The sequence below is a fragment of the Corynebacterium fournieri genome (assembly GCF_030408775.1).
Classification (GTDB): Bacteria; Actinomycetota; Actinomycetes; order Mycobacteriales; family Mycobacteriaceae; genus Corynebacterium; species Corynebacterium fournieri.
Window position 1 is genome coordinate 553,683 of record NZ_CP047210.1, and the last position, 11,796, is coordinate 565,478.

The window sequence follows — 11,796 nt, forward strand, 5'->3', positions numbered from 1 at the left end:
ATGTTGCTGCTCATCGATGCCGCCGGGCGCTTCCCGCTCGGCGCGAACGGGGAGCCTTTGCTTATCGACGTCCCTCCGGCCGCCGCCGCCACGTCCAGCCACGTCCGTATCGCTGCGGAGGTCACCGCGGCCCGTGTGCACGGTATCGACGCCGCTGATCTCGCCGGGCCGGCGGGCGCAACCGGCGATGCCCGTTCCCACGCGAACCACCCGCTGGCCGCGCGCGCTATCGGCCTTGTCCGCGCCCGCGAGCGCTACCGTTTCGATCCCACGGACGGCTCTGAGCTGCAGTGGGGCGACGGCGGCATTGTCGCTCGCGGCGCCAGTGGCACGCCGATTTTCCCGCGGCTGGACCCGTGCGTGATCGGCGTGGTGGAAGACCCCGCCGGCGAGCGCATTTTGCTGGTAGAAAACTCCCGCCGGCCCGGCTACTTCACGCTCGTGGCGGGGTACGTGGATGTGGGAGAGACGCTGGAGGCGGCGTTTACGCGGGAGGTGCGGGAGGAAACCGGCCGCCGCGCAACCGACGTGCGCTACGTGTCTTCCCAACCGTGGCCGGCCTCTGGTGCGCTGATGCTGGGGATGACGGCGCGCAGCGCGGACGTGGATGCCCACGGCCCCACCGATGGGGAACTGTCGCGTGTGGTCTGGGCTACCCGCGAGGAATTGCCCACGTTGCGCTTGGCCGCTGAAGGCACCATCGCCCGCACGCTGATCGAGCGCTGGGCACGAACCGAACCACACTTTTTGGAAGGAGCCCACCCGTGGCCATAGACCTCAGCGTGCTCGACGACGACCAACGTGTCGCTGCGGAAGCGCCGCGCGGGCCGGTGTGCATCCTCGCCGGTGCGGGCACGGGCAAAACGCGCACGATCACCTACCGCATTGCCAACCTCATCGACCGCGGGCAGGTCGCACCAACGCGCGTGCTGGCGGTGACGTTTACCAAGCGTGCGGCTGGTGAAATGCGTGACCGTCTCACCGCCATGGGCATCGGTGGGGTGCAGGCGCGCACGTTCCACTCGGCGGCGATGCGCCAGTTGCGGTACTTCTGGCCCCAAATCGCGGGTGATTTGCCGTGGCGGGTGCTGGACAACAAGTTTCCCCTCGTCGCCCGCGCCACCCGCGCCGCCGGCTTGGACACCGGCAAGGAGATGGTGCGCGACTTGCTCAGCGAGATTGAGTGGGCCAAGTCCAGCGTGATCGGCCCGGAGGATTACGTCCAACGCATCGGCGATTCTGCGCGCACCCCGCCGGCGGACGCGCAGAAGGTCGCCCAGGTCTACCGCCTCTACGAGGAGGCGAAGACGAGCCCGGAGGGCATGTTGCTGGATTACGACGATTTGCTCATCCACGTCGCCGGGGCGCTGGAGCACGCGCCGGCGGTGGCGGAGGAGTTCCGCGCCCAGTACCAGTCCTTTGTGGTGGACGAGTACCAGGACGTCACGCCGTTGCAGCAGCGGGTGCTGGAAGGCTGGCTGGGCACGCGGGACGACCTGACGGTGGTGGGCGATGCCAACCAGACCATTTACTCGTTTACGGGTGCGACTCCGGATTACTTGTTGAATTTTTCGCGGACGTACGGTCACGCGACCGTCGTGAAGCTGCAGCGCGACTACCGCTCGACGGTGGAGATCACGGATTTGGCCAACACGGTCATCGGCAAGGCGTCGGGCCGTATCGCGGGCACGCGCCTGCAACTCGAGGGCATGCGCGGCCACGGCCCGCAGCCGCAGTTCAACGGCTACGACGATGAGCCGTCCGAGGCGCGCGCTGTGGCCCGGCGGGTGCGCAAGCTGCTTGACGACGGCGTTCCGGCCCGCGAAATCGCAATCTTGTACCGCATCAACGCCCAGTCCGCCGCCTTCGAAGCGGCGCTGGCGGACGAAGGGATTGTCTACCAGGTCCGCGGCGGCGAGGGCTTTTTCCAGCGCGCGGAGATCCGCGAGGCGTTCGCGCAGCTGGTGCGCGCGACGAAACGGGCGGACCTGCCGGATGATCCGGTGCGCGTCGCGCGTGCCGCGCTGGCCCCGCTCGGGCTGACACCGACGGAGCCGGAGGGTGCGCAGGCGCGGGAGCGCTGGCAGTCCCTCAGCGCCCTGGTGGACTTGATCGAGGAGATCATGCGCACCCGCGAGGCATCGAACATGGAAGAGGTCATGGTCTCGCTGCGCCGGAGGGCGGACGCGAAGCAGCCGCCGGCGGTGGACGGGGTGACCTTGGCCAGCCTGCACGCCGCGAAGGGCTTGGAGTGGGACGCGGTGTTTTTGGTCGGGCTGGTGGAAAAGACTCTGCCGATTTCGCACGCGATCAAGGCGGGCGACGAGCAGATTGAAGAGGAGCGCCGCCTGTTCTACGTCGGCGTGACCCGTGCCCGCGAGCACCTGCATTTGTCGTGGTCGCTGGCGCGGCAGGAGGGCGGGCACAAAAACCGCTCCCGGTCACGTTTTTTGGACGGGCTGGTGCCTGAGCTCGAGGTGGAGAAGTCGCCGGAGCGGCTCAAGCGCACGAAGCGCTGCAGCGTGTGCCGCAACCTGCTGGCCACGCCGGCGGAAAAGGCGTTGGGCAGGCACGAAGAGTGCGAGCCGAACTTCGACGAGGCGGTCTACGCGGCGCTGAAGCGTTGGCGGCTCGACGTCTCGCGCGCGGCCGGGCAGCCGGCGTACGTGGTGTTTACGGATGCGACCTTGATGTCGATCGCGGAGGCGATGCCGATAGACGAGCGGGAACTGCTCGGGGTCTCCGGCATCGGCCCGGTGAAGGTGGACAACTACGGCGCGGGGGTGCTGGGCGTGCTGGAGCAGTTCCGCTAGGCGGGCACCTAGAAGCACAGGGAGCAGTCCGGGTGCGGCGGCAGCTGCGCCGCGGTCACCGGCACCGGCGCGAACGGGTCCACCACCGTCAGGTGGCCTGCGCGCGGCGCGGGCGCGGACACCCCGGGCGGGTCCGGAACTCCGGCGAGGCGCCGCAGCACCACTGAAGCGACGGCTGCCCCCGCGGCCGCAGCTGTCGGTTCGCCCTTGACGCTTAACGGCGCGTGCTGCTCCACCACGGGCCAGTTCGGGTCCCGGTCCAACAGGTAGAGGCGCACGCACAGCGGGCACGGGCCGGGGCGGGCGCATACGGGGCCGACTATGACCCGTGCGTCCGTTTGCGTCACCGGCACAACGGGCCCCCGGCGTTGGCGGGTGTGCGCGGCCAGTTCGTTGAACAGGGCAGTGGCGTTGACTGCGGCCACGGGCATCCACCGGTCGCCGCGGAGCAGAAACTTTGCCAGCGCCTCGTTGCGGGCGGGGCTGCGCACCTGCACGCCGGCGTCGCGCAGCTGCGCGCTCAGCGCCGCCGCGAGCGGTCCGTGTCCCACCAGCAGTACACCAGGTGCCGCCGCGGGGACGAGGACGCGGTAGCTGACTAGGTCGTCTGCGAGGCTTCGCGCGGCGTCCGCCCCGATGGCTGCGCTGAGCTGGTCCACCACCCACCCCAGCTGCCGTCCTCGGACAAGTCCGGCGAGCAGCGCGGAGACTTCTTCGGCGTTGTCCGTGGTCACCATGCCCGTGCGCGTAGCGTCCGCCCCGAATTGGATGACGTTGTTGGCGCGCAGAAACGGGTGTGCGCCGAAGGCGAGTTTTACCCGCGTGTGGTCGTTGATCATCGTTGCATCCACCCCCACGGCGGGATCCTACAATGCATTGCCATGGCTGGCAGGAAAACTGACGGCGCCGCGACGCCGTACCGCGTGATCCGCTCTGCGCGCAGAACGCGTTCTGTGCAGGCGAAATTGGTTGGCGGGGTGGCGGAGATCCGCATTCCCGCCCACTTCACAAAAGCGCAGGAGCGGGAGGCGGTGGAGCAGATGCTTTCAAAGCTGGAGCAAAAGACCAAGGCGCGCCCGCGTGACGACGCCTCCTTGCGGGCCCGCGCCGATTCCCTCAACACCGCCGTTTTGGAAGGCCAGGCGCGCATCGGCTCTATCCGGTGGGTGTCGAACCAGCGTTCGCGCTGGGGTTCGTGCACCGTGGCCACGGGCGATATCCGCATCAGCGACCGGCTCAAGCAGGTGCCGGATTACGTGCTAGACGCGGTGATCGTGCACGAGCTGACGCACACGTTCATCCCCAATCACAGCAAGGAGTTCTACGCGTGGGCGGATCGGGCGCCCAACGCGGAGCGGGCACGCGGCTACCTGGAGGCCTACCAGCGCTTCGGGTAGGCGCCTCTCAAGTTCGGCGCCTAGAAGCGTGGCCCTTAAAGTTCCGTGCCGTCTTCGCGGCCGTCGTCCTTGCCGTCGCCGTCTTCGCGCTTGAGCTGCGGGTTGTCGCGCAACTCCTGCTCGAGCTTGGCAAACTCGTCGTCGAAGTCGGTGTCCGGCTGGTCGTCCAGCAGCGTGTCAATGAACGCGGCGGGGTTGTCCAGGTGCTCTGCGGTGGGGAGGAAGTCCGGGTGGTTCCACACCTGGTCGCGCCGCTCGGTGCCGACGGCGGTGTCGATGCGGCGCCACAGCTCCGCAGCGTCGCGCGTGCGGGGCGCGCCGAGCTCGATGCCCACGATGTTGGCAAAGGCCTGCTCGGCAGAGCCGCCGGTGGCGCGGCGGCGAGTCCACGCTTCCGCCAACTGCGGCGTCGAGGGGATGCGCTCGCCCAGCGCCTCGGCCACCACCACGTCGACCCAGCCTTCGACAAGCGCGATGAGGGTTTCCAGGCGGGAGGTCGCCCCGGCGTTGCGGGTGCCCACGCGAGGGGAGAGGTCTTCGCCCTGCAAATTCTGCAGCGCTTCTTGGATCTGTTGCGGGTCGCCGCCTTCGAGGTTGAGGTTGCGGGCGATCTCCTCGATGTGCGAGGTGTCGATTTCCAGGCCCGCGGCGTACTCCTCGACGGAGGAGACGATGCGTTCCACCAGCCACGGCACGTGGCGGAACAGACGCTGGCGCGCGGCCTCGCGGGCGGCGATGTAGACCATCACTTCCTGGCCCGCCAGGTCGAGGCCCTTGGAAATCTCGGCGATGTTGCGCGGCAGCAGCGCTGCGGTGCCGGCTGGGGCGACCGGCAAGCCGAAGTCCGTGCCGGTGAGCGCTTGTTGCGCCAGGTCGCCGAGGGCGTGGCCGAGCTTCATGCCAAATTGCATGGAGTTCATCTGGTTCATCATCCCAGCCATCGGGCCCATCATCTCGCGGGCCTGCTCTGGCATGTTGTCCAGCTGCGCGCGGTTCATGTGCTCCGCCACGGGGTTGACCAGACGCTTCCACATCGGCATCGTCTGGTTGAGCCACTGCTCGGCGTTCCACGCCTTCGCGGTTGCGCCGCTGGCCGGCAGGTCGGTTGCCTCATCCAGCCACAGCTCCACCAGGCGCACGGACTCCTCCGCCGCGCGGGTGTCCGCGTCAGAGACGGGGTTGGCGCCCGCGATGCGCTGGCGCGCCATCCGGGCCGCCAGCTCAAAGTTCACCGCGTCGCTCTTGTCCTGGGCGTTCATGGACGTGCCCATGCCGGAGAGCATCTGGCCGAGCTGGTTGAACATGTCCCCGAGGCCGCCCCCGCCTGCCGCACCGGATTTGCCCCCGCCGAAGCTTCCCCCGAAGCCGAACGCCGCAAACGGGTTGGACGCGTCGCCGCGGCCGTCGTTGTCGCGGCCGTTGCCGTCGCCACGTTTGTTGGCGTCGTTGTCGCCGTCGTCGTTCGAGTCGTTTGGAAAGGAGAAACCAAATCCGTTAGTCATAGCCGCCAGAATACAGCCAGCCTGACAGCTCATGGGTTCGCTGAGAGCTAGCAACGGAGTTTCAAGCGGCCTGCGCTAGAATCTGCGCCTATGTCCAAAGCGCGCGAAGCACGGAACCGGCGGTGGTCGACACTGGTGTGGGGGTCCATTCCCGTGGTGCTGCTTGCGGGTGCGTTGACCGCAGACCACATCCCGGGCACCGATATCCGCCTCACCGTCCCGTACGCGGCGGAGGGGCCGGGCCCCATGTTTGACACGCTCGGCGAGGTCGGCGGCGAGCCCGTGGTGGACGTCGTGGGCGCAGAAACGCTCGATACCGGCGGCCAGCTCAACATGACCACGGTGTCGGTGCGCACGAACATGACGCTGGGCCAGGCCCTGGGGCGCTGGATTGCCACGGACGACACCATCGTCCCGGTGGAGCAGATCATGCCGCCGGACTTGGACGAAGAGCAGGTGCGCGAAGCCAACCAGCAGGCCTTCGTCGCCTCGGAGGCGTCCGCCACCGTCGCCGCCATGCACTACCTTGACCGCCCCACCACGGTCGCGGTCCACGACGTGGTGGAAGGCAGCGCGTCTGACGGCATCCTGCAGCCAGGGGACCTGATTACCGCCGTTGCGGGCAAGCCGGAAACGACCCCTGGCGGGGTGCAGGAGGCCGTGCGCGCCATGGAGCCGGGCGAAGAAGTGGAGGTCACCGTCGAGCGTGACGGTGCCGAGCGCACCGAGACGGTAACGCTGGGGGAGAACCCCCACGAGAAGGGCCAACCCATGCTGGGCATTTTGATGACGTCCGAGCCCGCCGGCGGGCTGCACGTGAACTACAACCTCAACGACATCGGCGGCCCGAGCGCGGGCATGATGTTTTCGCTGGCTGTGATTGACAAGCTCACCCCCGGCGCGCTCAACGGAGGCAAGTTCGTCGCCGGCACCGGCACGATCAACGAAGACGGCGAGGTAGGCCCGATCGGCGGCATCGAGCACAAGCTCCGCGCTGCGGAAGATGAAGGGGCGGAGCTGTTCTTGGCGCCGGCGGGCAACTGCGACGCGGTCAAGCGGGTGCACACCGAGCACATGACGGTGGCAAAGGTGGGCAACCTCACCGAGGCTGTGGACGCGTTGGAGGACTACGCCGCGGGGCGCGACGTGCCCTCCTGCTAGCTACTTCTCGCTATTTCTTCGCCAGCCCCAGGTCGTAGATGCGCTGGCGCGGGTCTTCCTGGTCGGAGGAGATCAGCTGCTGCATCACCTGGCCGGCGCGGTTGTCCACCACAGTGATGATCGCGGAGGTACCCAGCGTGGACCAGCCCACCACGCGGTCGCCGTTGTCTTCCACCACGCGGGAGGAGCGCAGCTCGGTCAGCAGCTGTGTTGTGGAGGCGGCCTTCGCTTCGGAGTCGAAGAATTGGAATTGCCCGATGCTCTCGCCGGAGCAGTCGTAGGTGCCGCTGAGCCCGCCCGCGGAGCAGTCGTCGAATTGGTCGAAGAACTCCGGCGGCGCCAGCGTGGCAAAGAGCTCGCGCACCTCATCCAGCGCCTGCGCCTCGTGCTTGCGGGAGCTTGTGCTTGACGACGTCGTCTCCGTCGCCGACTTCTTGGTAGTGGCTGTGCTCGTTCGCCCCGCTGATTCCTCAGCCGTTTCCCGCGAGGTCTCTCCGGCTGTCTCCGACTCGTCGGCCGTGGTGGCCTCGGTGGCGGTGTCGGTAGCGGTATCAGTGTCGCTGGGTGGGGTCTCGGTGGAGGTGATCTCCGGGGCGCGGGTATCGCCCGCGTCCGCGTCGGAATCGTCCGAGCACGCGGAAAGCGTCAGCGCCGCTGCGGCAGCCGCAGCGAGCAGGGGAAGGGAACGGGACCGGGAAGTGAACACGTGTGTCATCCTAAACCAGCTCGTCCGGGTCCTGCTCGAGCCCGTAGCGCAGCGCCGCCACCACACCGGGGGCAACCCCCGGGCCGCCGCGCAGCTCGATGTCGTCCTGGGCGAAGGCCCCGCGCTCTTCCAGCTCCTCTTCGGTCAGGCGCAGCTGCAGCAGCGTCTGCTCGATGTCTTCGTCTCGCAGCACCCCGGAAAACAGGCGCGCCGGGCGCGGCTCGGCGTCCGCGCCGGCGGAGGCGTCCTTGAACACAATCTCCTGCGCCAGGATCACGCCTTCGACCTCGCGCGGCCAGGCGATGCGCGAGACGTACTCGCCGAGCTCCTCCGAGCCGGGCAAAATGTGCTCCGGCAGGTCTTGGACCACCAGGGTCAGCGGGGAAGAATCATCCAGGTCAACCAGCTCGTCGACAAGCATTTGCGTGGGCACGAGCCCGAACAGTGTCGGCGGCGCATCCCACCCTTCTGCGTGGACGAACTCGACGGCCTCCAGCATGGCCTTATTTAATGCTTGCTGTTCGCGCACGGGAACCCTCCGGACAACTTGGACGTTGGAGTATTTAAGCTTGAAGCTTAACTGCGTTGCACACACTAATTCCTAAGGAGCAGGCTTGGCTACCCGCCTCAATCGGCCACAACCACGCGCCAAGAAACCGAACACTGGGTTGCTCACAACCCTCGGTGTCCTCGGCATCATCCTCATCCTGTTACCGATGGCGGTCGGGTTCTACACCGACTTCCTCTGGTTCGGGGAAGTGGACTTCAGGGGCGTATTCAATCGTGTGATCCTGGCTCGGGTGGTGCTATTTGCCATCTTCGCCATTGTCGGCGGTCTGATTACCTGGGCCGCCGCCAGGTTTGCCTGGCGCGGCCGGCCGAAGGAAGACGCCGCCCCGTTCGACCAGGCGGCCCAGTACCGCCAGCAGGTGCAGCAATCCGTTCGCGGCCTGCTGGTGTGGGTGCCGGTCGTGGTGGCTATCTTGTCCGGCCTAGCCGGGCAGCGCATGTGGCGCGTGTTCATGCTCTGGTTCAACGGCGGACAGTTCGGCTCCTCCGACGCTGAGTTCGGACGCGACCTGGGCTTCTACGCGTTTACTCTGCCGGGCATTTCCGCAGTGGTGGACACCTTGTCGCTGCTGTTGCTGGTGGCCTTCCTCGTCGGCACCGCCGCCCACTACCTGCTCGGCGGCATCCGCATTGGAAACCGGGTCTCCGGTGTATCCGGCTACATCAGCAAGGATGCCCGCATCCAGCTCGCCGTCACCGCCGGGCTGTGGATGCTGCTCAAGGCGGTCAGCTACTGGCTGGAGCGCTACTACCTGCTCTTCGGACGCAACGACATCTTCACCGGTGCTTCCTACACCACCGTCAACGCCATGTTGCCGGCAAAGATCATCCTCACCGTCATCGCCGTAGTGGTTGCTGCCGCGTTCTTCGCCTCCATCGTCTACCGCGACTTCCGCATCCCGGTGCTGGCTACCGTGCTGATGCTGCTGTCCTCGCTGGTGGTGGGCAACGTCTGGCCGGCGCTGATGGAGCAGTTCTCCGTCAAGCCGAACCGCCAGGCCAAGGAGTACGACTACATCGGCCGCAACATCGAGGCTACGCGCGAGGCCTACGGCCTCACGGACGACAAGGTGACCTACCTGGACAACTGGGGCTCGGGCGACACTTCCAACACGGATGTGGCGAAAGATGAGGCCACGATTGCGAATCTGCGCCTGTTGGACCCGGAGATTATTTCTCCGACGTTTACCCAAAACCAGCAGCTGCGTAACTTCTACGGCTTCCCGGACCAGCTGGCCATGGACCGCTACGACGTGGACGGCGAGCTGCGCGACTTCGTGGTCGCCGCCCGCGAGATGAACCCGAACTCCCTGAGTGAAAACCAGCGCGACTGGATTAACCGCCACACCGTGTACACCCACGGCAACGGTTTCATCGCTGCCCAGGCCAACACCGTGGACGAGGCGGCGCAGGACGCCGGCTCCACCCGCGGCGGGCTTCCGATCTTCACCGTCTCCGACTTGCAGTCCAACGCCGCCGCCCAGGCCGCTGAGGACGCTGAGGAACTGGGTATCAAGGTCGACGAGCCGCGCATCTACTACGGCCCCGTCATCGCCTCCGCAGAAGACGGCCTGGACTACGCCATCGTGGGCGAGACCGGCCAGGGCCCGGTGGAGTACGACACGGACAACTCCACCTACACCTACGAGGGCAAGGGCGGCGTTGACATCGGCAACGTGTTCAACCGCCTCGCCTACACGGTGAAGTACCAGGAGCTGAACTTCCTGCTGTCCGACCGCGTGGGCGGAGACTCCAAGGTGCTCTACGACCGTGACCCGCGCGAGCGCGTGGAAAAGGTCGCGCCGTGGCTGACCACGGACTCGAAGACGTACCCGGCCGTGGTGGACGGCCGCGTGAAGTGGATCGTGGACGGCTACACCACCTTGAGCCAGCTGCCGTACTCCACGCGCACCTCCCTGCAGTCCACCACGCAGGACGCGCTGAACCCGGACGGCACCACGCAGCGCCTGATCACGGACAACGTGGGCTACATCCGCAACTCCGTCAAGGCCACCGTCGACGCCTACGACGGCTCCGTGGACCTCTACGCCTTCGACGAATCCGACCCGGTGCTCAAGGCGTGGCAGGCAACCTTCCCCGGCACGGTGCGCCCGGCGTCCGACATCTCGGATTCTCTGCGTGAGCACCTGCGCTACCCGGAGGACCTGTTCAAGGTGCAGCGCGACCTGTTGGCGCGCTACCACGTGGATGACCCGGGCGTGTTCTTCAACAACGACGCCTTCTGGTCCGTGCCGAACGACCCGACCGCGCCGGAGGGCCGCGGCCAGCTGAACCAGCCGCCGTACTACGTGGTGGCGGCCGACCCGGAGACGGACAAGCCGTCGTTCCAGCTGATCACCCCGTTCCGCGGCCTGAACCGCGAGTTCCTGTCCGCGCACATGGCGGTGTCCTCCGACCCGGAGACCTACGGCGACATCACCGTGCGCGTGCTGCCAACGAACAAGCAGACCCAGGGCCCGAAGCAGGCGCAGGACGCCCTGATGTCCTCCGACCAGGTTGCCCGCGACCGCACGCTGTGGGAGGGCACCAACGACCTGAAGAACGGCAACCTGCTCACCCTGCCGGTGGGCGGCGGCGAGATCCTCTACATCGAGCCGATCTACTCGCAGCGCAAGGACCAGGCATCGGCCTTCCCGAAGCTGCTGCGCGTGCTGGTGTTCTACCGCGGCCAGGTGGGCTACGCCCCGACGATCTCCCAGGCGCTTGACCAGGTTGGCATCCACTCCTCGGCCGCCCAGGACATCGAGGTTGTGGACGAGAACGCCGGCGGCGACGCCAAGCCGGAAGGCGAGAACCAGGAGGCGAAGCCGGAAGGCGAGGCCCAGCCGGAGGGCAGCGAGGACGCTCCGCAGGTGAACAAGGACGAGGCGATGAACAACATCAACGACGCCCTGCGCAACCTGGAGAGCGCACGCGACGGCTCCTTCGAGGAGTACGGCCGCGCCCTGGACCGCCTGGATCGCGCGGTGGAGGAGTACCAGCGGGCCCAGTAGGTCCAGTAGGCACGGCGCGCGCCAGCGCGCCACTCGAGGGCAGAAACGATAGCGCCAAACCACCTTTGAACAGGGGGTTTGGCGCTAATCGTTGGTGTATGTATAGTAATTCCACGTTGCCGGTTACGGCGACAGGCGATAATCACATAAACGCCCGACGCGGGGTGGAGCAGCTCGGTAGCTCGCTGGGCTCATAACCCAGAGGTCGTTGGTTCGAATCCAGCCCCCGCTACTAAGATAAGGCCCCTACCAGTGCAAATGCTGGTAGGGGCCTTCTTCATTTTGTGAGCGGATCACCATTTGGTGCACTAGCTGGTGCACTAGGGTCAAAATCCTGCACCAAACGGAACTGCGACGCTCCAACGAAGCGGCGCAGGTTTTCGGGGCATTGTTTAGTGATTGCGAGGTCGGCGGCAACGAAGGAACGCCACGGGAGCCGGCAGTTCGGGGGGTCTGCCTATCTCGGGGGGTGAGACTGCTCAACCGTGGCGTTCGGGAGAAAGTTTATTGAGGGCGGCAAGTCCGTCAGCGCAGTAGCCAGGACACTCAACGTCTCGCGGCCGACGATCTATCGCGCTCTCAAGCGCATCGAAGCCGACGCTTAGGCACAGGCTGCGTCGCTAGCGCTCGCAC

General features: G+C 66.8%; 10 protein-coding genes and 1 tRNA gene. 7 read left to right on the forward strand and 4 right to left on the reverse strand.

Annotated features, from left to right (window positions below; translation table 11 throughout):
* Positions 1–774 carry an NAD(+) diphosphatase gene (locus CFOUR_RS02690; RefSeq protein ID WP_290179866.1) on the forward strand — a complete coding sequence of 258 codons (774 nt, stop codon included), beginning with the start codon at positions 1–3 and terminating at the stop codon, positions 772–774.
* Positions 765–2,813: an ATP-dependent DNA helicase UvrD2 gene (locus tag CFOUR_RS02695; protein ID WP_290179868.1), complete on the forward strand. Its 2,049-nt coding sequence runs from the start codon at positions 765–767 to the stop codon at positions 2,811–2,813. The genes CFOUR_RS02690 and CFOUR_RS02695 overlap by 10 nt, the downstream gene beginning before the upstream one ends.
* Before the next feature lie 8 nt (positions 2,814–2,821).
* Here the strand turns inward: CFOUR_RS02695 and CFOUR_RS02700 are convergent, their stop codons facing one another.
* Entirely contained in the window at positions 2,822–3,670 is an 849-nt protein-coding gene (locus tag CFOUR_RS02700; RefSeq protein ID WP_290179870.1) for a hypothetical protein, read from the reverse strand.
* A gap of 24 nt (positions 3,671–3,694) precedes the next feature.
* Between CFOUR_RS02700 and CFOUR_RS02705 the strand changes: the two genes are divergently transcribed.
* Positions 3,695–4,210, forward strand: coding sequence for a M48 family metallopeptidase (locus tag CFOUR_RS02705; RefSeq protein WP_290179872.1), 516 nt, complete (start codon positions 3,695–3,697; stop codon positions 4,208–4,210).
* Between the two features lie 35 nt (positions 4,211–4,245).
* On the opposite strand, the gene CFOUR_RS02710 is transcribed toward CFOUR_RS02705, so the two are convergent.
* On the reverse strand, positions 4,246–5,712 hold the full coding sequence (locus CFOUR_RS02710) for a zinc-dependent metalloprotease (protein ID WP_085957763.1): 1,467 nt from the start codon (positions 5,710–5,712) through the stop codon (positions 4,246–4,248).
* A gap of 90 nt (positions 5,713–5,802) precedes the next feature.
* Between CFOUR_RS02710 and CFOUR_RS02715 the strand changes: the two genes are divergently transcribed.
* On the forward strand, positions 5,803–6,873 hold the full coding sequence (locus CFOUR_RS02715; RefSeq protein WP_085957764.1) for a YlbL family protein: 1,071 nt from the start codon (positions 5,803–5,805) through the stop codon (positions 6,871–6,873).
* Positions 6,874–6,883: 10 nt separating this feature from the next.
* Here CFOUR_RS02715 and CFOUR_RS02720 read toward each other — a convergent pair whose 3' ends face one another.
* Together CFOUR_RS02720 and CFOUR_RS02725 are read right to left on the reverse strand one after the other, a co-directional pair.
* Entirely contained in the window at positions 6,884–7,588 is a 705-nt protein-coding gene (locus CFOUR_RS02720; protein WP_085957765.1) for a hypothetical protein, read from the reverse strand.
* A 1-nt stretch (position 7,589) separates the two neighbouring features.
* Positions 7,590–8,078: a PPA1309 family protein gene (locus CFOUR_RS02725; protein ID WP_085957766.1), complete on the reverse strand. Its 489-nt coding sequence runs from the start codon at positions 8,076–8,078 to the stop codon at positions 7,590–7,592.
* A 169-nt stretch (positions 8,079–8,247) separates the two neighbouring features.
* Here CFOUR_RS02725 and CFOUR_RS02730 point away from each other — a divergent pair, with 169 nt between their 5' ends.
* From CFOUR_RS02730 to CFOUR_RS11360, 3 genes are all read left to right on the forward strand, one after another.
* Positions 8,248–11,163 carry a UPF0182 family protein gene (locus tag CFOUR_RS02730; RefSeq protein ID WP_230471820.1) on the forward strand — a complete coding sequence of 972 codons (2,916 nt, stop codon included), beginning with the start codon at positions 8,248–8,250 and terminating at the stop codon, positions 11,161–11,163.
* A gap of 158 nt (positions 11,164–11,321) precedes the next feature.
* Positions 11,322–11,395 (forward strand) — tRNA-Met (locus CFOUR_RS02735).
* A gap of 253 nt (positions 11,396–11,648) precedes the next feature.
* Entirely contained in the window at positions 11,649–11,768 is a 120-nt protein-coding gene (locus CFOUR_RS11360) for a helix-turn-helix domain-containing protein (protein ID WP_085957768.1), read from the forward strand.
* Positions 11,769–11,796: the final 28 nt, after the last annotated feature.